General features: G+C 47.0%; 20 protein-coding genes. 5 read left to right on the forward strand and 15 right to left on the reverse strand.

Annotated elements, in window-relative coordinates:
* Positions 1-119: 119 nt before the first annotated feature.
* Entirely contained in the window at positions 120-1229 is a 1110-nt protein-coding gene (locus tag MKY85_RS25860; protein WP_342571098.1) for a hypothetical protein, read from the forward strand.
* 136 nt (positions 1230-1365) lie between these two features.
* Here the strand turns inward: MKY85_RS25860 and MKY85_RS25865 are convergent, their stop codons facing one another.
* From MKY85_RS25865 to MKY85_RS25875, 3 genes are all read right to left on the reverse strand, one after another.
* Positions 1366-1755: a hypothetical protein gene (locus tag MKY85_RS25865; RefSeq protein WP_339257492.1), complete on the reverse strand. Its 390-nt coding sequence runs from the start codon at positions 1753-1755 to the stop codon at positions 1366-1368.
* Between the two features lie 2 nt (positions 1756-1757).
* Complete coding sequence (locus MKY85_RS25870; protein ID WP_342571099.1) at positions 1758-2810, reverse strand: hypothetical protein; 1053 nt, start codon at positions 2808-2810, stop codon at positions 1758-1760.
* 90 nt (positions 2811-2900) lie between these two features.
* Positions 2901-4616, reverse strand: a complete 1716-nt coding sequence (locus MKY85_RS25875; RefSeq protein WP_342571100.1) for a DUF6138 family protein — start codon at positions 4614-4616, stop codon at positions 2901-2903.
* A 331-nt stretch (positions 4617-4947) separates the two neighbouring features.
* Between MKY85_RS25875 and MKY85_RS25880 the strand changes: the two genes are divergently transcribed.
* A complete protein-coding gene (locus MKY85_RS25880; protein WP_339237895.1) occupies positions 4948-5190 on the forward strand; it encodes a hypothetical protein in 243 nt (80 codons plus the stop codon).
* Between the two features lie 67 nt (positions 5191-5257).
* Here MKY85_RS25880 and MKY85_RS25885 read toward each other — a convergent pair whose 3' ends face one another.
* The 3 genes from MKY85_RS25885 to MKY85_RS25895 form a co-directional block, all read right to left on the reverse strand.
* A complete protein-coding gene (locus tag MKY85_RS25885; RefSeq protein WP_342571101.1) occupies positions 5258-6910 on the reverse strand; it encodes an extracellular solute-binding protein in 1653 nt (550 codons plus the stop codon).
* Between the two features lie 120 nt (positions 6911-7030).
* Positions 7031-8623 (reverse strand): response regulator, encoded by a 1593-nt coding sequence (locus MKY85_RS25890; protein WP_342571102.1) that lies wholly within the window; start codon positions 8621-8623, stop codon positions 7031-7033.
* Positions 8598-10358, reverse strand: a complete 1761-nt coding sequence (locus MKY85_RS25895) for a histidine kinase (RefSeq protein ID WP_339237901.1) — start codon at positions 10356-10358, stop codon at positions 8598-8600. The genes MKY85_RS25890 and MKY85_RS25895 overlap by 26 nt, the downstream gene beginning before the upstream one ends.
* A gap of 318 nt (positions 10359-10676) precedes the next feature.
* Between MKY85_RS25895 and MKY85_RS25900 the strand changes: the two genes are divergently transcribed.
* Entirely contained in the window at positions 10677-11597 is a 921-nt protein-coding gene (locus tag MKY85_RS25900; RefSeq protein ID WP_124118238.1) for an ABC transporter permease subunit, read from the forward strand.
* Between the two features lie 34 nt (positions 11598-11631).
* Positions 11632-12510 (forward strand): carbohydrate ABC transporter permease, encoded by an 879-nt coding sequence (locus MKY85_RS25905; RefSeq protein WP_017692164.1) that lies wholly within the window; start codon positions 11632-11634, stop codon positions 12508-12510.
* 64 nt (positions 12511-12574) lie between these two features.
* Here MKY85_RS25905 and MKY85_RS25910 read toward each other — a convergent pair whose 3' ends face one another.
* From MKY85_RS25910 to MKY85_RS25935, 6 genes are all read right to left on the reverse strand, one after another.
* Positions 12575-12763 (reverse strand): aspartyl-phosphate phosphatase Spo0E family protein, encoded by a 189-nt coding sequence (locus tag MKY85_RS25910; RefSeq protein WP_342571103.1) that lies wholly within the window; start codon positions 12761-12763, stop codon positions 12575-12577.
* Between the two features lie 249 nt (positions 12764-13012).
* Positions 13013-14035 (reverse strand): hypothetical protein, encoded by a 1023-nt coding sequence (locus MKY85_RS25915; RefSeq protein WP_342571104.1) that lies wholly within the window; start codon positions 14033-14035, stop codon positions 13013-13015.
* Between the two features lie 24 nt (positions 14036-14059).
* Positions 14060-15058 (reverse strand): C39 family peptidase, encoded by a 999-nt coding sequence (locus tag MKY85_RS25920; RefSeq protein ID WP_253441057.1) that lies wholly within the window; start codon positions 15056-15058, stop codon positions 14060-14062.
* A gap of 98 nt (positions 15059-15156) precedes the next feature.
* Positions 15157-16056, reverse strand: coding sequence for a WYL domain-containing protein (locus tag MKY85_RS25925; protein WP_339257509.1), 900 nt, complete (start codon positions 16054-16056; stop codon positions 15157-15159).
* A gap of 83 nt (positions 16057-16139) precedes the next feature.
* Entirely contained in the window at positions 16140-16328 is a 189-nt protein-coding gene (locus tag MKY85_RS25930) for a hypothetical protein (RefSeq protein ID WP_076253532.1), read from the reverse strand.
* Positions 16329-16470: 142 nt separating this feature from the next.
* The gene (locus tag MKY85_RS25935; protein WP_342571105.1) at positions 16471-16794 is read right to left on the reverse strand and encodes a helix-turn-helix transcriptional regulator; all 324 of its coding nucleotides are present in this window, start codon (positions 16792-16794) and stop codon (positions 16471-16473) included.
* Positions 16795-16999: 205 nt separating this feature from the next.
* Here MKY85_RS25935 and MKY85_RS25940 point away from each other — a divergent pair, with 205 nt between their 5' ends.
* Positions 17000-18379: an MFS transporter gene (locus MKY85_RS25940; protein ID WP_342571107.1), complete on the forward strand. Its 1380-nt coding sequence runs from the start codon at positions 17000-17002 to the stop codon at positions 18377-18379.
* A 113-nt stretch (positions 18380-18492) separates the two neighbouring features.
* Here the strand turns inward: MKY85_RS25940 and MKY85_RS25945 are convergent, their stop codons facing one another.
* From MKY85_RS25945 to MKY85_RS25955, 3 genes are all read right to left on the reverse strand, one after another.
* Positions 18493-18942, reverse strand: coding sequence for a nuclear transport factor 2 family protein (locus tag MKY85_RS25945; RefSeq protein ID WP_339237911.1), 450 nt, complete (start codon positions 18940-18942; stop codon positions 18493-18495).
* A gap of 210 nt (positions 18943-19152) precedes the next feature.
* Complete coding sequence (locus tag MKY85_RS25950; RefSeq protein ID WP_091019160.1) at positions 19153-19563, reverse strand: Rrf2 family transcriptional regulator; 411 nt, start codon at positions 19561-19563, stop codon at positions 19153-19155.
* 106 nt (positions 19564-19669) lie between these two features.
* Positions 19670-20509, reverse strand: coding sequence for a helix-turn-helix domain-containing protein (locus tag MKY85_RS25955; RefSeq protein WP_253441065.1), 840 nt, complete (start codon positions 20507-20509; stop codon positions 19670-19672).
* Positions 20510-20594 lie beyond the last annotated feature (85 nt).

Consider the following 20594-nt stretch of genomic DNA (forward strand, 5'->3'; position numbering starts at 1 on the left):
ATGTTTACAAGTTGGAGATAATTCAGAATTATTCTGGATATGTTCGGGGTTTAATATAAAGCCATAAGGGACAGCGAGCCCATTAAATTAAACCAAACCCCAACTTGAAGGAGAGATATATGATGAAAAAAAACATGAAGAAATCCGTAGCAACGATGATGGTACTGGGCATGACATTAACAGGAGCAACGGGCGTATTTGCCGGAACGCAGCTGGAGAAGATCTCGGCATACCTTAACCATGGAATCAGCTTCAATGTAGATGGCGCGGCTTACTCACCAACCGATGGCAATGGCAAAAAACTGGCTCCAATTACCTATAACAACTCTACTTATCTGCCTGTACGTGCGCTTGCCGATGCGCTGCATGTGCCTGTATCCTATGACGGCAAAAAAGGTCAGGTCATTATCGGCCAAGCCACGAGCAATCCTTCGGCCTTGACGAATGTAACGTATAGCGCAGCACAAAAAGAGGCAATTCAAAAGGCTTTTGCACAATTCGATGGGTTCGAGACAGCTTATGCTCCTCAGCAGATGATTGCAGGTGACACGTTTAAAAGTGTAGGGGCAGGTGGCGACGGCGTCAGCTTTGTTTTCAACCATATGAAAGTGGATGTATCTCCAAGAGATTATTCGGACGGTTATACGAGCAAAGACGTGAAACTGTCCAATGGCGTTATCGCCAAATGGTACACACCAGACCAAACGGGCATGCTCACGTTCCAACTGGATGATCGCTACGTTACCCTTAGCTCGCCGGATCATAAGTTGAGTCAAGCTCAGTTGCAACAAGTCGCTGTCTCTGTTCAAAAATCTAACAGCAACAATGATCAAGGGATCACTGCATTCGCAGATGTGAACTACAGCAAGCAACAATTGGATAACATTCGCAAAGCATTTGCGAAGTTTGACGGGTTTACAACAGCTTATGCCCCACAACATATGGTTGCCGGAGACACGTTCAAAAGCGTAGGTGCAGGCGGCGATGGTGTAAACTTTGTTTTTAATCGCATGAATGTCACGGTATCTCCTAAAGACTACTCGTTCAGCTATGATGGCAAAACGGTTAAACTGCCTAATGGCATATCCGCCAAATGGTATACACCAGACCAAACGGATATGCTCACGTTCAAGCTGGATGATCGTTATGTAACCCTCAGCTCACCGAATAACCAATTGACTCACACTCAACTGGAGCAAATGGCGGTATCCGTACAAAAAGTGAAATAATTGATGCGCGATCCTTAGATCGAAATAGGGAATATAAACACACATCATTTTGGTCCCACTCTATGAGCTGGGGCTGATTTGATGTGTATTTTATCCTTGCCCTTTATGTGTCGCAATGTATGTGAGGAAATATCTTTTAAACATCGTGCTCTCCTTTCTCCAAATGCTTTCTCCCTAGTCTCCAATTCATGAACATATTGATATCTTCGATGGCGTCTAGGATAGTTCCCCTAAATGCACTATTCTCCCTAAGTTCCTTCAGCACAACAGGCTTTACTAGCCGTTTTTCTAATTTTCCTTTGGTACGTGCCGTATGAGCCAAACCCATGACTGCACTGGCTCTGACATTGGCATTCGGATGATCTGCCACCCGAAGACATATATTCTGTGCGACCCTCCAGTCCTGATGAAACATGCCAACGGATAAGGGCAGATATAATAACTCTTCCAACAACTGCCGCTCCATGATGATCTGAATTTCCTCATCCGTATATGGAGCAACAGCTTGATAGATACGTTTCATCATAATTAAAGTACCAACTCCGTTAAACGAACAACCCTGCGATACACCATCGCATCCATGAGATCCTCCCAGTCGAGTTCACTGGCATTAACGTCTCGATAATAGACCGCAGCAGCAGGCAAGAAACCAACCAGAGGCCCTGTACCACCACATATCAGACTCCCGCCGTCTCCGCCTTTGGGCATCACATCCCCAGCCGAATCGAGCGTAAGCTCATATTTGTAGGGATCACCAGCAAACTTTATGCCAAAGAAATTCGGCAGTTCCAGATCATAAGCACGATCATCCTTTTCTTCAACTCGTGAAGAGGCCGTCTCTGCCGATCCATCCACAGTTTCATCCATGCCTTCCACACTTCCAAAATGCCTCAATCTCATCGTATAGTCGAAGCTGTCTCCCCAAGGGAATAACGTGCGACAACCGCCACCATAGATATACTCCCATTCGTCTTCAGTCAGCAGACCAAAGCCCGCCGCTGCTTCCTCTCTCACGACGTCTTCCAGTTCTATTCCCTCGTTGAACCACAGGATTCGCACTTCATCTTCACTTTGGCGAATCAGACGGAATTGTTGATGCAATTCATATTCACGGATCTCCGACTGTTTAAACTGCTCCAGTGCTGCCGGAAAATCAGAATCTTCCTGCGCGAAGGCTTCCTCCTCGGACACTTCAATCCAGCCCAGCGAAATGTTCTCACATTCCACGAGCATGGGCGCAATGTTAACCGTTCTGACAGGTGACATCTGACTCGCCAGAAACGAATCCACGTCCTCCACACCATACTCACTGACCGTTTCATGCAGGTCGGCTGAGGTCTCTTCGTTCATTCCATATTGCCAACGATCCCAGCCGAGGGTTATGCGGTTCCCAGGCACAAATACAAACCTCTCCTCTTCATGCGTAAACACACCTGTCTGGATTCGCTGACCGAAACGTTCAAATGTCTCGAGACCCTCATATACCATACCTTCCGGTAACTGATGAATCAGCTTACGCATCCAAGCCTCTTTGTCCTGTGCATTCAACTCCTGCCACATGTCTCGACTCAAAGCTTCCACAACTTCCCCCGCCTCTCCTAATGCACTTTCAATTCGCTAAAATGCTCCACTGTCTGGCCCAGTACAATCTTCCTTGCCCTGTTTACATTTTTATTTGCCTGCGGCCTGCAACAGTTTCAGCAATAATTCCTTCCGTCTTCCTTCCGCTTTGCGAGCGAGCGTTGTGAGCTTCTCCACCTTGCCGAAGATTGGGTAAAGTACACGTTCCACTTCGTAATGCTCAAGTCCTTGAATCTGCCTAACCAACCGTTCGAGTATTTCATCATTCTCCAGCTCAGGCTGAATCTTCAGCTTCAGACTATCCGTTGAACGACGCAAGCTGGCGACTAACGCAGGTATGGACTGAGCCGTTACACCCTGTTGTTCCACAAATGCCGCAATGAACTTATCCTGAATTAACTGATGCTCATCATCCACTTCGCCCATGTAATATTCAATCAGCGGGAAATACCGCTCATCCACAAGACCAAGTCCAAAGGTTGCATAACTGCCTGGCATACCATTTTTCTCTCCCTCGGTATCCTCGTAAAACTCAAACTCCTGGATAGCCTCACGCGCATACTCTTCCAGGAGTGGATATAGCCCCGGGTACTTCAATGCATTGGCAAAGAATCGGTGCGTATCCGACTTGGCGAGTCCTTTGATCGGCAAATATTGTTTTACACTGGACTTGAGCTTGATCTTATAACTTTTTGGAAAGCCCTGCTTCAACAAATGAGTGATAAAGGTAAGTGCCTGCTGATAGGCACCAGGCTCTTCCTTCCGAATGTGAATGGTCATCAGAGCGAATACATCATTTGCTTTGCATTCCACTTCTTCCGTTTTCACATGAATATCCTCTTTCGCATACGTCCCGCTGCCTTCCGTCATCATCAGTGCCGCACGTCTGCTGCCGAGTTGCTTCGCGAGTTCCAGGTAAGTCTGACCTTCGGCTTTGCTATAATTCGGCTCAAATCGTAGAATCATCACCGCCGCGTATAACAGTAGATCTATCGGTTGAGTCCCGGCTACTTGCGCCTTCTGCTTCTTATCCGACGATTGGTCTGCCTGTGATTCAACATCCCATTCCAACGTCGCTCCTGGCTTAAGCGAATATTCATTGGTACGATATGCAGAAGACTGCACATCATAATACTGTGGCAAGAACTGACTCTCCGCCCATGCCTTCAACGCACGAGTAATATCACCCCGATGTTCGACAAGCGCCTCCGGGCGACCCTGATTCAACTCTTGAATCCGGTCATACTGCCTGAGAATCCATGCCACATCCAGTTCAGGAAACAGTTTAGGGTCAAGCAGATGACGCGTCAAAAAAAAGGATTCTAACGGCTTTGTTGGATATGCACCATTCTCCAGCTTCTGATCAATGTATGTATGAATACGCTCAAGCAACTGCTGCTTTTTCTCTTCATTGATATATTCCAGCAAAGTCAGTTGCAGCTTTCCTTCTGTTGTAGGGAATTTACCACGGAAGGTAAATCGATAGTCAATCAACGGGGAATCGGCCAGCTTGTCCAGTCTTCCCTGAACAACCTCTACTAGCCTAGGTCCAATCTCGTTACGAACCTGTTCCTCGGTAAAGGCTCCTGCCTGCTTCGATTTCAGACCATCATCCAAACCCAGATCTACACTGTCTACTGTAGTCCGTCCAGGTCTATAATCCAGCAAAATATCATTGAAAATGCCCATTTGCAGCGTAGTTCGCTTCACAACACTTTCCAAGTCATCCCGCTGTTCCTGTTCATCAAACCATTCATGAATTGTCGTCATCATCTCTTCCATTGCCTGGTCATAAAGTGTACTCATCGAATCTCCTGCCTTCCCATGCATCTAATGATGTTCATCAACCAAACTTGAACCTCTATGAATCCCGGACCAATCCGGGGCATCTCTGTTATAAATACGTATTGATGTTCGTATACTACCTATTATTTTACTCTCTCAAGTACATGGGGAACAATAAGGCAGCAGGGGGAGAAAAGGTGGTGAAAGATAACCATAAGTGGTATTTAAGACATGCCCTAGTCAAAGAGATCTACGGATGCCTTTCACATCTATGTAGGCTCTCGGTATGCCCTCGCTATCATCATGCCCACGTTGTATAATCATGATATTCCTTTTCAGGAGGTCAGACGAAATGAGCTACAGCAAATACTTCCCTTTGGAAAACTATTTGAATCAGGTTGCAATCACCCTTACATATGCAGAGCTTGAGGAAATTCTCGGATTTAAGTTACCCCCGACAGCCTATAATCGCGAGCAATGGTGGGTGAATAATGCCATGAATCATACACAGGCGCTATCCTGGTTAAATGCCGGATGGAAGGTGGATAATGTGATTTTAGGCAAAAACGTTACCTTTGTCCGCTGCGAGTCATAATATATCTGAGACATACCAAAAAGCAGGTTAGACTGATGAATTCATCAGTTCTAACCTGCTTTGAATATTAATTAACTGTCTTATACCACTCATTCACTTCGGCGGTAATATCATCGCCGCCCATGGATTTCCACTTCGTCACAAACGCATCAAATTCCTCAATGCCCACCTGGCCATAGATGATCTTGCTGAACGTATCCTTCTCCAGCTTGTCGATTGCGTCCTTCTTCATTTTCATCGTCTCGGTTGGAGCTCCCGTGAATTTGTTCTTGATCGCATTATCTTTATTCGCAACGACCACTTCAGCGGCCGCAAATACTTCAGGTTTGTTGGCAATCTTCGTATTTTTCTCAAAAGGAGTCTCTGGCTCTTTGCCCTTCGCAAGTTCCGCCAGCGTATCCATCATCAGATTCGGAATTCGGGCACCATCATACGTAATCGTATATTTGAGTGGTGATACGCCATCCTTCACTTCAGCTTCACCAACGACTTTGCCATCCACGATGTCATAGTCATATCCTTGCGCGAAGCCATGCTCGAACTCGCTGCCTACTTCCGGGTTGGCAAAATTGTCGAACAGATAATTCTGATATGTGAAGAAAATCTCCGGGTTCGCCATGTCTTTGTTAATCAACACAACGCCATTGCTTGCACCAGATCCATGTTGGTGGCTCTCACCTGTTGGCCCAGTAGGTAATGCAATGGCTTTGTACGTGGCACCATCCACATTTTTCCTCACATCATCAATCGGCCAGTTTGGCATCCAGTGTGGTCCAACGATAATGCCTGCTTTACCTGCGGTAAACAGTTCTGCTGCCTTGATCTCGTCATACACGCCAGCTTCTTTGGGTAGGTAACCTTTGGACAACCAATCCTTCATTGTCGCGAGGCCTTCCTTCACGCCTGGCTGAATGGAGCCATATTGCAGTGTTCCGTCTCCAGCATCATTCCACTGTCCGGGCATCGTGTTGTACATGCCGAAGATCCAGCCGGATTCCGTCATCCAGGTATTCAGCGCATTTTTCATGCCCACCGTCAGACCATACGTATCTTTCTTGCCGTTCCCATCCGGGTCCTGATTCGTAAAAGCATCCATGACCGTAACCAGCTCATCGATCGTTTTCGGTTCTTCCAGTCCCAGCTTCTTCAGCCAGTCTTCCCGGATAAACATGACCGAATCACCATTGTAGGCATAATCGAAGATTGGAATACCGTAACGCTCGCCCTCATACATGTACGGATACCATTCTTCCGGTGCCGATTCGGATGCCTGTTTCCATGTGTCCGAAGCATACTTGTCAAACAACTCGCCTGCATTCGCAAATTTGCCGGACTCAATTAATTCCCGCACCAGATTGTAGTCTCCCCGAATGGATACAATATCCGGCAGTTCTTCGTTAGCCGACAGGGACAGGCGCAATTTCGTGTAAAATGCATCATTCGTTACCGATACAGCCCACGGTGTGGTCAGATCGATGCCGAGTCGTTCCTTGGCCCATTTCGTATGCACATTGTTCTGTGCGGTTTCCCCATTCTTGAATTTCGTATCATCATTCCAGGCTCGTAGATAACTCATCTGTACCGCAGGTTCATACTTCCCGTCTTGCAGAGCAAGTGGTGCAGCAGCTTCCTTGGCCGGTTCTTCCTTGGCCCCCGAACTACATGCCGTTACAGCAACCATCGTTATTGCGAGTAATGCCGTCATCATTTTTCTATACATGAACTAACCCCTCCTCAGGTAACTTGGATACCCTTATGTGCCAAATGCACCTTACATGAAAAGGATAGTGCAGCCGGGGAGGCAAACATATATCACAATTTCAATGTTCATATCGATTTGTTAACCGTTCCGAAAATCCTGCGGGGTCAGTCCATAATGTTTGCGGAACACCTGAATGAAATAAGGCGTGTTGTTGTACCCCACTTCCTGACCGACTTCATAGATCTTCATCGCCGTATGCTTAAGCAAATGAACCGCACGTTCCATTCTGGAACGGATAATGTAATCACTAATGCCTTCGCCTGTGGATTGTTTGTACATTTTGGACAGATATACCGGGTGCAGATGCACCTCTCCGGCAATGACCTGCAACGACAGATCCTCGCCCAGATGATGATCAATCCATTGCTGCACCTGCCGAATCAGCGTTGATCCGGCATCCTGACCCGCATCGCTAGTGCTCTCAGCCCACTGCTGCATCACAGACCGAGTCCACGTTTCCAGACTACGCAGTGAGATGCCATAACCATCCTTGAGCAACTGCTGGTACTGCTCGCCAAGCACTTCGGCTAACTGCCTTCCTTCCCGATGAGCCATATAGGAGAAAGCCGCCGCCAGATAATGAAAAGCCACATACACATGTTCCGGGAACACACTGTTCGACAGTTCAGCAAAGATCTGATCGATCTTGCGGTGTGCATCCTCCATGCGCCCCGCTTCCAGCAGCGCCGTCAGACCTGGCGGTTCATACAGCGCCGCAAGTGACTTCAACGTGGCTCCATTGGTTCCCGTTGCCGGATTCAGATGTAATCCTTTGCCCACATCGGCTTGCTTGCGAAGTGCACTGACGGCTTGATGATATAGCTGAGGCACCTGATCTGGAAAACGTCCCATACGACTAACGGACAGAGAAATGGTCGCATTCAGATACTGCCTCACACTGTGAAGCAACCGTTCTCCAAGTCGGCCCATTAGCATTTCCGGTTCGGCTTGGATTTGTTTGGGACTGGCCATAAAGACCAGATCATCATAGGCGTCATCCGTATGGCAGAGATGATAGGTACTGCCGTAGATCTCTTCCACCACATTGGAGATGGCGTACTTCATCAGTCGAAATGCTCTATGTGTGGGTTGATGGTCATCATACCGGATGAGCAGCAGTTGCATTTTATCCTGTGGCCGGAACCCGATCTCCAATTGCCTCAGCTTGCCTTCGAGTTCAGCATCCGCAAATTTATGCCCTAACAGTACATCCTTCATCAGCTCCGCCCGCTTCTCGGGCAGATGCTCCCTTACCGAATACATGGCCCGCTGATGCAGCATTTGTTTCTCACCTTCCAGGCGAATCTGCACTGCGGCCTGCTGCACGGATTCGATCAGTTCCTCATCACGGACCGGTTTGAGCAAGTAACTGACTGTCCCATGTTTGAGCGCCTGCTTCGCATAATCGAAGGAAGCATGCCCCGATAAAATAATACATTTGGTCTGTTCCCACTTTTGCCGAATGTGACTGACCAGATCCAGACCGGACATACCCGGCATGCGGATATCCGTGATAATAATATGGACCTGATGTGTTGCCATATGTTCCAGTGCCTCTTTGACTGAATAAGCTTTGAATACCTGGCCAATCCCGTGTTCTCTCCACGGTATGGAGACAGCGATCGACTCTACTGCGGAATGTTCATCATCCACGACCATCAGATTCATCATGCGGTTGTTCCTCCTCAAACCATCGAATTTCTACACTAAGTCCACCGTAGGGAATCGCTCCAAAATGAAGACCAGACGACAGCCCATAACGCGTAACGAGACGCTGGTGCACATTCCACGTGCCTGTTCCAATCTCCTCGCCCATCGGTTCATTGATCTCCCGTTCCAATTCCGCAATCTCTTCCGCTGTCAGCGTGACACCGTCATTGTCTACAAACAGGCTATATCTTGTATATTTCCGCCCCTCAATATGTTCGGGTACCGCCATCCCCGTTACGACGACATGCCCACTGCCCTCCATCGGCTCAATGCCGTGGATCACCGCATTTTCTACGATGGGTTGAATGAGCAGCCGCGGAATATGGAGCTGCATCAAGTGCTGTGGTACGGCAATCTCGTAGGTCAGCCGGTTGGTCCGCATCTGCTGGATGGACAGATAATGGTCTAATAGCCGGATCTCTTCCTCCACTGTCGTCATGTCATTCTCGCCCCGCGTAATGTAGCGATAGTAATCTCCCAGACTTAGCGACATGGCAATCACCGCTTCCCGGTTGCCAAGCTGGGTCATATTTTTGATATAAAACAGGCAGTTGTACAGGAAATGGGGATTGATCTGTGATTGCAGATGTTTCAGTGTGGCTTCCCGTGACCGGATACGTTCCTCATATACTTTCTCGATCAATTCCTGAATCTGCTCCGCCATATGGTTGAAGCTCTGGGTCAGGTACGCGAATTCATCACGGGAGTGATCGACTGGAATCCGCGTGGACAACTGGCCTTTGCGAATCTGTTGCAGCCCTCTCATCAAGCGATGGATGGGCACCTGAACTTTTCGATACAAAAGTAATGCAGCCCCGATACTCAGCACGAGCAATAACAGAATGGAGGTAATAAACATATTTCGGCTCTTATCCATCGGGTTCAGCAGATCATCCAATACCACCGGGTTCACGTACACTGCTTGCAGTTGTTTGGAGTGCACGTAACTGACCAGATACTGTTTGTCGCCCACCTCCAGCTGATGATTACCTTCCCTCTCCGGTCCGTTAAAGGGGATATCTCGCATGATCGCTTCGACCAGTTCGGGGTCTGCCGTACGGTTCAGCAACGGATCGTTACCTGGTACGAGCAAGAAAGGATCTCCGCCCTGCGTTTCTTTAAAATCATCCAACATGGCAACGATGTTCATCGGGTCAAAATCAATCTCCATCACCGTTCGCACGCCTGCGTTCACCGGTTTTTCATTCCACTCGTAGTTATCCGTGAAAAAGTAGGTGAAACTCCCCTTCTCCAGCTGCCATTGGCCAGGTTGCGGGAACGTCAACATCTTCTCATCGTAAACCGTCCGGCTGGACATGGTGGACAACACAAGTTCCGCTTGCGGCAGCACAATGGTAATATCGTTCTTCCAGCGGCTGGTGGACTGGTACAACGATAATTTGTCGAGAATATCCAGATAGATGCTGTTTTTCTCATATTGGCTGGTTGAGTCCGTCATGTAGCGGTAATGCAGAATACTCGGATCTCGCAGCAACGTCAGGCCATACAGCGAAAGCTGCTCGATATTTTTATCTACCTGAGAACTGAAATAATTGAACTGGTTCAGACTCGATTGCTGTTTCTCTTCGACGACCATATCCACATTTGCCTGGTTCGCGTACGTATAGAGCAGCAGAATGGGTACGAGCAGGCAGATTAAGAGAATGACCGTCTTCGCAAATACTGTGAATTTCATCGTTTCACCCTGTCCCTGAATTTAAAGTCCTTCTATACCGAAGTCCTATTTTATATTGAAAACCCTTACATTTCTAGTTGATTTTATATTCGCACGCTTTCCTGCAACTTGTAATCCCCTGTTTCCATTAACAAGTTAATATTTCAACATCCGCATTGAAATGTTGTTCTATAGTCCGCCCTTTTCCGTTGCTATAATTCAGTTGCTCCACTCTGTGCAGAGGCTTGCTCGCCTAATGTTTTCAGGGTTGGACGAGATAAAGGAGGGACCCTGATGGCTATCGAACAACCGTTAACAACCCATACGCCGGGACGAAAAATGACACCTCATCCACGCAAACGTACCCGCTGGAATTTCAAACGCACGTGGCCGCTGCATCTGATGCTGCTGCCTGCTGTACTGCTCACATTGCTGTTCGCCTATGTGCCCATGGGCGGCATTATTATTGCTTTTCAGGATTTTAAACCCTGGCTGGGGTTCACTGGCTCCAAATGGGTGGGCTGGGACAACTTCCGGTTCATGTTCGAATATCCCGACAGCGTTCAGGTCATCTGGAACACGGTACTGATCGCTTCAATGAAAATTGTGGCCGGACTTATCGCCCCTGTTGTATTTGCCATTTTACTGAATGAGGTTCGGAACTCCACGTTCAAACGTTTCTCACAGACCTTGGTGTATCTGCCCCATTTCCTATCCTGGGTAGTCCTGGGCGGCATTCTGCTCGATATGTTATCACCGGAAGGTGGACTGGTAAACCAGGTGCTGGCGGCGGCTGGTGTTGAACCAATTTTCTTTCTGGGGGATGGCGACTGGTTCCGTGTAACGGTGGTGGTCAGTGATGTATGGAAGGAATTTGGATTCGGCACGATTGTATTTCTGGCAGCACTTGCAGGCATTAATCCCGCATTGTATGAGGCTTCTGAGGTAGATGGAGCAACGCGGCTCAGACAGACATTACATATTACCCTGCCTGCACTTGTGCCGATGATTATCGTGGTAGGTACGTTATCACTGGGCAATATCCTGAATGCAGGTTTTGACCAGATCTTTAACCTGTACAATCCGCTGGTGTATGAGAAAGGCGATATTATTGATACCTTTGTCTACCGGATGGGGATTCTGAATGGCAAAATGAGCTTTGCGACCGCTGTTGGACTATTCAAATCATTTGTCGCGATGTTCCTGGTCATCTCCGCGTACCGAATGGCGTACAAAATCGCCAATTATCGTATTTTCTAAAAGGGTTAGCATAATGCATTAAGGGGGAATCAAGGTGTATCACAAAACAACCGGGTACCGTATATTCAATGGTTTTAACCTGATATTCATCGCGGCCGTCTCGATCCTGTGCATCCTGCCGCTGGTCCATATTCTGGCCGTTTCCTTCAGTGGTAAGGCGGCAGCATCCGCCAATCTGGTAACACTTTGGCCGATTGATTTTACGGTGGACGCGTACACCAAAACATTTGGTAACAGTAACTTTCTCAGTGCACTCTGGATCTCAGTCCAGCGTACGGTTCTGGGCACACTGCTCAGTATGACACTTGTCTTCCTGACGGCTTATCCATTATCCAAGGAGAGTCTGCACTTCAAGGGGCGCTCGTTATATGCATGGTTTTTCATCTTCACGATGCTGTTCAGCGGGGGATTAATTCCGTCCTATATTTTGATTCAGAAGCTTGGACTGATTAATACGATGTGGGCTCTCATTTTGCCGGGAGCGGTCGCTGTTTGGAACCTGATTCTGATGATGAACTTTTTCCGCAACGTACCGAAAGAACTGGAAGAAGCTGCATTCATCGATGGGGCCAATCATATCACGACCCTGTTCAAAATCTATCTGCCAGTCTCCATGCCCGCGATTGCGACGATCTCTTTATTCACCATGGTAGGTCAGTGGAATTCCTGGTTCGACGGGCTGATCTATATGAATGATGCTTCCAAATATCCACTCGCCACGTTAATGCAGACCATAATCGTACAGCAGGATTTCTCCAACATGAACGTGGATGCAACACAGCTTCAGAACATGTCTCAGCGTACGGTGAATGCGGCTCAGATCTTTATTGGCGCTCTGCCGATTCTGCTCGTGTATCCGTTCTTGCAGCGTTTCTTCGTTAAGGGAATTGTGCTCGGGGCGGTAAAAGAGTAAGGCAAACACATGGAATCCCGTCATGGGATTCTTCTTCGTTGTATAAGTGCACTCCATAAGCTCATTATTTCAGTTGTTTTGGGATTTTTCTGCCGCGAATAGCGTTGTTATATTCATTAATTAATTCATCCAGCACCATGGATTGGCGAATAACCTCCGGATGCCACAGTTCCGCATATTGCTCAGCAATCTGGTAGAGCCTTTGCCGTGCATGTTCGATACATTCCTGAATGGTTTCCGGATTATGTACCATACTCCCGCCCCCTGTTATCCTTGAATATCATCATCCAAAAAAGACCATCTAATATAATATTCGGAACAATAGGGGGTTTGGATTACCCCAAAATTAAAATTTTGGTTATTTTTTCTTGTGAAATTGATTATTGCGGGGTTCACATGAACTGATGTTACACATCTGTTCAAATCAAATAAACCGGATCGGCTGTCGCCTCTCCGGTTTTATTCAGCTGAGCTTTTCAATATGTTAGCTATCATGCTTCATTCATCTTAAACCTACGTCATCAAAGCGATTGTGTATCGTCTCTGGAAAGGCACGTTTAATGGCATCAATGGCACGTTGTTCGGTCACTCCTGCCTCTCGGATAAGCTCAATCACGTTTTGCACACATTTCGGTTCCTTCGTATTCCATGAGATTGAATCATTAACTACATCAACAATTTCCGAATACAGTTCTGCGAGCAATGCATACTCATGCATGACATGAACCATCCGATCTGATAGGTACGCCAGCCCTGCAACATAAGAGGCAATGTCCAGTCTTGATCTGGCATAATAGCGCAGTACAGTCGCCGCTTGTTCTGTATCATATGCTCCAGCCTGCAAAGTAGCAGCCATAACCGTATACGCAGCCGCTCCACAGGCATAATCCTGGGAGGGCAGCATGTAGTCATGGGTTTCCCATTTGTATACGGCCTGAATTAATGATTCCTTGCAAACTTCCCATAGATCCACAGATTCATGAGATTCCAGCACCTGATAGTACCAGTATGGCGTAATGTTCCTGCCAAATGAATCATAAGAAAGACGAATGATTTCATTGCCTTTACTTTCACAGATGAATAGCACCTGCTCCGCATCATCATATCCGGCTGCAATGACAAATTGATCATGCCAGAGAATCGCACCTACGCCCCGGTCAATGGACGCCTTGATGTCCAGCACGGCCTGCTTCTGATAGAGCGGAAAAGTCGGTTCAAATGAAAATCCACCATGCTGTCCCGTAGTTACGCCAAGAAAATCAGCCGCCACAAAGTTCTCTGCCATCCAGTTGTATGCCGAGATTGATTCTGCGGTCAGACGCCGATCCACCACTAATCGGAATGCACTTGCCGTCATACCTGCAATCATGTGGTGAGGGAAATCCATCCACTGTGTGTGCAATAAAATACGGTACATCGCATCTGTATACGAACCCACACCATTCCATGATAGGTGTGCATCAGCAGAGGTTGGGGCTTGCGGGAAGCGAATCCAGTCCTGCAATACTACTTTTGTCGCCATCATCCTTCACTCCCTTCCTCTCTCATCCTATCGTGCTGAATGTGCTCCCCACCGTGGTATAGTAGACCTTTTACGGTCAGGATACTTCCTGGATATCAATCGAAAATAATCAATAGCCTGCTCTTCCAGTGCTTTCGCCTTCACTAGTAACTGTGCTAGATCTTCTGTGATATCTGGTCTCAAGACACGTCTATTCTCCTGCTGAACCATATATCCTTTCATTTGGTCAATTAACGTCCCAAGCTGTTCATAACATGTATAAGCCTGATCCAGTTCGTTCCATATCCCTCGAACATCCTGCAGATACATTCTTATTTCGGTTCGCGAATGGCAGAAAGATTCCAAAATATAACCCGCACCCGACTCATCAAAATCCCCACTCCGTAAAGCCAGCACCCACTCATCATATGCCTTTCTACCTGAAGCAATATTCTGATCAGGTAACAGACGATAGGGAATATCCCAATCCTCTATCGCCAGTCGCAGGGATTCCAGCAGCATCTGTTGTTCAGAAATGCGGACCTGACCACCAAATACCTGACAATACCAAAATCCGGTAAAGTTTAAACCGAAATTGTCATACAACAAAATCTGCGGTTCCTTGCTCCATCCGTCTTGCACATAAAAGATGCGGTCACGGTCATCATATCCAGAAATAACACCGAACTCAGGAATCCAGTAGATCACACCAGTACCTTCATCAATACTGCGTCTCACCCAATTCACTGCATCCTGCTGGTAATAACCAAACGTGGAATGACGTGTACGTCCCCCATCCCAGATCGTGAATATCCCCAGGTTATCAACTCCGGGACGATGTGCTTCCCCCCATTGTCCATACGCTGTAACCGACATGGGAAGTAGTCGGCGATGCACCGCCAGCTTGAAAGCCATGCCTGTATATCCGGCAAGTACATATTTGGAACCTTGAAACTGGCCCGTATGGGTTAGTATCGCATGCAGACTATCCACGTATGATTTGGACTCCCGCTTCATGATGAGGTTATTTAACACGACTTCAGCCAAAGAAAAAGCTCCTCTCCATGGTGGTTTGCCTGATGTATTTACGAGAAACAGCAGCTTGCTCTGCATCTGCTCGTTTGTTGCCTGTTTACAGACTCACTCTATGTTCCAAGCCTGTGGATCAACACTTCTGCGCTTTGCTGAAGCTTGCGTCTAAGCCACCCAGGAGACAAAAGCTCTTCCCATTCGCTAATAAACAAATGCTGCAAGAAAGCGTCCGTGTCATAAAATTCAACCGAATAAATCCGATCGTGGCTTGCCCGAATACGATACCCCTGCCACATCTCCATTTGCTGCACTTCCTTCAAACGAATCTCAGCTACAAACGGTTTTCGCACAGGCAATGATTCTTCCCATCCACCTAGCAAGGCGTCTGATCTATACTCAAATCTCTCATCCGATATTGATACATGGACAACACCCTCCAATCGAATGGCCACTTGCTGCACGGGGTCTGCTTCATAACCCACCACGTAATCGGCGTTAAACTGGGATATCATCTTTAATGGGCACAAGGAAAACTGCCGTTCTCCATCATGATCCCTGTAATGAATATGTACTCTGCGCAAGTCAGTTATGGCATGGGACAATAATTCAAAGAATTGCAGTTGCTTCGGTTGCGCCGAAAACACCGGAAGCTCGCTACTTCCCATCTGTTGTTCCTCCAACGTAAAACGCTCCAGCAAATGTGCTACACGTTTCACCGCGTCTGCTTGATCATAATCGTAATGTCGATATCGATGCGCCAGATATTTCAACACACGTTGCTCTTCTTCTGTCATATACAAATGGGGCAATCGAAAAGTCTGATCCTCATAACAATAGCCCCGATATTTTGCCATATACACCAAAGGGGCTCGCAAGGAACTTGCCATATATTCAATATCACGCTGAGCCTGACGACGGGAGATTTCAAATTCACGGGCAAGCCAGCTGCTATTCGGAAAACGTCCACCCCGAATCTGTTCGTCAAACCAGTGAATCCGATGCATATTACTCATCTTCCCGCCCCCGATCTTTTCCGATCCTATTTCACTTATTATATCAAAAGACATGGCCTGTTCCGAAGAACAGGCCTGATATGTCAGACGTGTGCCTTATCCACTCTGGATTGCACTGCTTTGGAGCATTTCTTGCATACTTTCAGACTTGTACCGTCTGTTTTTGTTTGCGTATACAACAATTTTATTCGGGTACTGCTACATACCGGGCATGTTCCCCGGCCCCTGGAAGGAAGACTCCACAAGACGCGTCCTCTTTTGGTTTTTGCCAATGGTTGTGAACCTCTTTTCAATATGGTTTGTGTGTTCACCGTTATTATATAGGGCATGGTACGACACAGAATGTCGCAGCAGTATTAGAGGTGTTTCAGAAAATAAAAATGTCCTCTCTTCGACCTGAAGAAAGGACAACATTTAGGAAAGATCTGTGCTCGACTGAGCTGCGGCCTGCAATAATGGTTGCAGGAGTCCTGGAAAGCGCAGTTCCAAATCATCGGACCGCAGGGTGAGAAAATGCTGGGTGCCTTGCACTCTGACTCGAATAACTCCTGCTTCCCGCAGAGTTCGAATGTGGTGTGACATCGTTGACTTCACAACAGGTGCATGAAAATGGCTACACGGCTGCTCCCCGCTTCTGGCTGCTTCCGCAACAATCCCAAGGCGAGTCGGGTCACTCAGCGCATACAGTACGGAGGAAAGCTCAATATCCGACACCTGTGGATGATGTAAAATTTTCATACGGTAGTCTCCTTTTTTCAGACTATGCATTGTATTCTAACACAGATCCATGATATATTTCTAATGTTCGACACCAATCGAACTTTAATGATTTCGTTATGTAACCCCTGCTGTTAGGCACGGGATTGACATCATACTACATTTTGCAAATGTTACACACCGTTTCTGAAATGTTGCGAAATACACATCACTTTAGGAGGTTTTTATGAACAACACCGCAACCGCATCATCAGGGGAACGGACCGGAATACAGGAAAGATTAATTGTAGGCTTGCTTGGCTTCACCGTTGTACTCGTTGTTATGAATACAATGATGTTTAATCTGGCGCTACCCAAAATTGCAGCCGAATTCATGCTTACTTCCGTCGCTTCCTCATGGATTGTTACAGGGTATTCCATTGTATTTGCCATCTCCTCGATTACGTTCTCACGTCTATCGGATTTCATACCCATTCGTACATTATTCACAACCGGGCTTACGTTACTTGGTGCAGCATCCGTTCTCGGGTTCTTCAGTAATCATTTCATCATTTTGCTTATTGCACGTCTGATTCAGGCTGCGGGTGCTGCTTCTGTTCCGGGTCTCGCCATTGTACTGATTACACGATACATTCCCAATGATCGCCGGGGTAAATCGATGGCTGTCATCATGTCCGCCAGTTCACTGGGTCTTGGACTCGGTCCCGTCATTGGAGGAAGCATTACTCAATTTCTGGGATGGCATGATCTGTTTATCGTTACGGGACTAACATTATTCTTGATTCCTGTATTTTTTAAACTGCTTCCTCGGGAAACCCCGCAAAAAGGTTCATTCGACCTGCTGGGTGCCGTGCTTCTTGCGATCGGTACTACCGGTGTATTGTTATTCCTGACTTCACGTCAGTGGTTCACGCTTGTTATCGGTGTAGCGGCACTGCTTCTGTTCTGGCTCCGAATTCGGCGCGCGGCAGATCCATTTGTTCAGCCTGCTTTGTTCAAAAACAAAAAATATATGATGCTCAGCTCGCTGGGGATTGTATCGTATATCAATAACTTCTCAACGCTGTTCCTGCTGCCGCAAATTTTGGCGCATCTATATGGACTGACCCCTGCTCAATCCGGACTTGTCATCTTCCCGGGCGCAGTCGTGTCCATGCTGTTGTCCAATCGAATCGGTCGAATGATTGACCGCCACGGCAATACATTATTACTGAAGTTTGCACCATGGTTGCTCCTGGCCGCTGCCAGCTTGTTCGCCTTATTTGCAGACAATAACATCTACGCCATTATGGCTGTGTATGTCCTGCTCAGCGTTGGTTTCTCATCCCTGACCACCAGCGTGTCCAATGAATTGTCTGGTAACCTGACCATGGATCAGGTGGGCGCAGGTATGGGACTGTTCCAACTCAGTCAGTTCTTCAGCGGTGCTTTCAGCGTTGCAGTTACTGGTGTAGCATTAACAGCTATGCAGAACTTGCCACTCTCCTCGGCTTACACCAATATTTTCTGGGGTATGACCGTAGTAGCACTGGCATCCGTTATTTTCTCTCAGGTGTATCTTAGAATGCAGTCACGGAAAGTCACAGAATCAACTAGTCGGATCTAAAGTCAGCTACTCTACTCCAATAACCAAAAAAACAGCCCCAAGGGCGCATTCATTGCGCTACTCGGGGCTGTTTTTGGGTTGATCGACTTCTCTATTCTTCTACACTGATTATCCTATTCAAACAGGTCCAGACGAAGACGTTTCAGACTTGTATGTTTGATGTACCACTGACCGTCGATTTTGACAAAAGTTTCGTGGTAGTGCCCAAATCCGTGGAAGGATTTGTTCTCATTGCCCTCCGGGAACGTCACCCAATCTTCCATTGGGGAGATAACCTTCGCTTCATTCTCGGATACAAATTCAACTTCCGCGCTATGAACATGATGTACGGTTACGGCAACATCCACCAGATCACGGAATACTTGTACGATGGTGTCGCGACCTGTTAATACCGGAATTGGATTGCCTTCTGTGCTGAAATCGGCCACTGCATCGGGGGCAAACACATCACCCAAGATGTCCCATTGTTTCGTATCAATATAGCGGCAATAACGCGCCTTGGTGTTCCGAATGTTTTCCAGCGCAAGCAATTGTTCCAGTCCTGTGATCGTTGATTGGCTCATGTGTTGTCCCTCCAGAGATGTAAAATGTGATATAAGATCGGATCAATTATGTATGCACCTATACCTTCCTTATTGTACCATTCGACTTCTATTAGGCACAACGATACAAAAAAATCTTCCCTTACCTCTTGTGAGGTTGAGGAAAGATCTGGATATACCTATGGTAGACGAGTTAATCCCATCAATTCAAGCCTCACTTCCAGCCCCAAGCTACTGCTGTGCACTCCAACTTTTCATCTGGGAAGCGAGTTCTGACATTTTCTTATTGTTCAGGAAACTCTCCATCTCTTCTTCCGCCTGAACCATTACCTGCTGGATCAAACAGCCTGCGTTATGATTCTGGGAACATTCGAACAGGGATGCCTGACCTTCAATCGCATGAATGATCTCCAGGAAAGAAGGATCAGGATTTTTACGACTAAGCCGATAACCACCATTGGCACCGGATGTGGATTCGATCATACCCGCCTTAACCAATTTGGTCAAAATTTTAGACAGGTAGGTTGGTGATACCTTCTGCAATTCTGCAAGTTGGTGAACACTAACCAGTTGCTCAGGGGCAGTGCTTACAAGATGAAGCATGGTATGCAAAGCATAATTTGTTGCTTTTGAATATTTCATGAGGGCACCTCATTATACACGGATTTAATTTATCCATAATAGACTTGATTGGGCTCTCTGTCAAACTACTACACTTCAAGCGCTGACAACATCGAAAGGGTAAGAGTTAATTGTGATACAATCCGCGATAATCCGTAGGTGTCATCCCCTCATGAGCCATAAACTGGCGGTTAAAATAACTGGCATTGGGATATCCCGCTTCCTCTGCAATCTGTCCAATGTTGGCCGAAGGTCGTTCCAGTAACCATTGCTTCGCCATCTGTAGTCGTGAACGAGTGATAAACTCCATAGGCGTCATCTCTACAGCACTCTTGAACATCTTGCAAAAGTAATACGAACTCACACCTGCAAGATCTGCCCAGTCCTGTAACAGGAAAGGTTGACAGGCCTCTTGCTGCATCTGTGGAAGAAGCGCAAGTACCCGACTCTCCGCCTTACTTGTGGTACGTGTGTTCTTTAAAGGTACCGCATGCTGCACGAATTCGGCGAGTACGGAATAGGTCAATGTGGATAGCTGAGCCGGACGCAGCATGGTATTCTGTTCCGCTTCAGTCAGCAAGGCCAGATGAGCCTCTTCCCAAGAGCTGCGCTGCCGCAATGTCCATAACAGATTACGATGTAACCCCCGTTCAATCATATAATCATGCAGACGTTCACCGTAAAAATGAACCCATCGTACATCCCATGGATCATCTTCACTACTATAATAATGTTGTCGCTGCTGCGGGAAATAAAGTACGGCCTGACCTGCACGAAGTTCATGCTCTACCCCGTCCACTTCCACATATCCCTTGCCCGAAGCAACATAGTGAATATTAAAATTGTTTAGCACACCTGCCTCCCGTAATACGGAATGCTGGGGATGATCCATATAGTGTCCAACGGATTCGGGATAACAAAAATATGGAATATCCTGCAGGGTAAGCAATACGGTTTGTCTCATCATAGCCGGTTCTCCTTGATCAACAATATTGTGTTAACTAAATTCAATATATTATCATTTTAATTCATTGGTCTATTCATTATAATCA

Source organism: Paenibacillus sp. FSL R5-0749 (genome assembly GCF_038595085.1).
Lineage (GTDB): Bacteria > Bacillota > Bacilli > Paenibacillales > Paenibacillaceae > Paenibacillus.

Excerpts from the sequence above, each read along its gene's own strand:
- MKY85_RS25860 (WP_342571098.1), top strand. The coding sequence starts at position 120 with ATGATGAAAAAAAACATGAAGAAATCCGTAGCAACGATGATGGTACTG.
- MKY85_RS25865 (WP_339257492.1), bottom strand. The coding sequence starts at position 1,755 with ATGATGAAACGTATCTATCAAGCTGTTGCTCCATATACGGATGAGGAA.
- MKY85_RS25875 (WP_342571100.1), bottom strand. The coding sequence starts at position 4,616 with ATGAGTACACTTTATGACCAGGCAATGGAAGAGATGATGACGACAATT.
- MKY85_RS25880 (WP_339237895.1), top strand. The coding sequence starts at position 4,948 with ATGAGCTACAGCAAATACTTCCCTTTGGAAAACTATTTGAATCAGGTT.
- MKY85_RS25885 (WP_342571101.1), bottom strand. The coding sequence starts at position 6,910 with ATGTATAGAAAAATGATGACGGCATTACTCGCAATAACGATGGTTGCT.
- MKY85_RS25890 (WP_342571102.1), bottom strand. The coding sequence starts at position 8,623 with ATGATGAATCTGATGGTCGTGGATGATGAACATTCCGCAGTAGAGTCG.
- MKY85_RS25895 (WP_339237901.1), bottom strand. The coding sequence starts at position 10,358 with ATGAAATTCACAGTATTTGCGAAGACGGTCATTCTCTTAATCTGCCTG.
- MKY85_RS25900 (WP_124118238.1), top strand. The coding sequence starts at position 10,677 with ATGACACCTCATCCACGCAAACGTACCCGCTGGAATTTCAAACGCACG.
- MKY85_RS25910 (WP_342571103.1), bottom strand. The coding sequence starts at position 12,763 with ATGGTACATAATCCGGAAACCATTCAGGAATGTATCGAACATGCACGG.
- MKY85_RS25915 (WP_342571104.1), bottom strand. The coding sequence starts at position 14,035 with ATGATGGCGACAAAAGTAGTATTGCAGGACTGGATTCGCTTCCCGCAA.
- MKY85_RS25925 (WP_339257509.1), bottom strand. The coding sequence starts at position 16,056 with ATGAGTAATATGCATCGGATTCACTGGTTTGACGAACAGATTCGGGGT.
- MKY85_RS25935 (WP_342571105.1), bottom strand. The coding sequence starts at position 16,794 with ATGAAAATTTTACATCATCCACAGGTGTCGGATATTGAGCTTTCCTCC.
- MKY85_RS25940 (WP_342571107.1), top strand. The coding sequence starts at position 17,000 with ATGAACAACACCGCAACCGCATCATCAGGGGAACGGACCGGAATACAG.
- MKY85_RS25945 (WP_339237911.1), bottom strand. The coding sequence starts at position 18,942 with ATGAGCCAATCAACGATCACAGGACTGGAACAATTGCTTGCGCTGGAA.
- MKY85_RS25950 (WP_091019160.1), bottom strand. The coding sequence starts at position 19,563 with ATGAAATATTCAAAAGCAACAAATTATGCTTTGCATACCATGCTTCAT.
- MKY85_RS25955 (WP_253441065.1), bottom strand. The coding sequence starts at position 20,509 with ATGATGAGACAAACCGTATTGCTTACCCTGCAGGATATTCCATATTTT.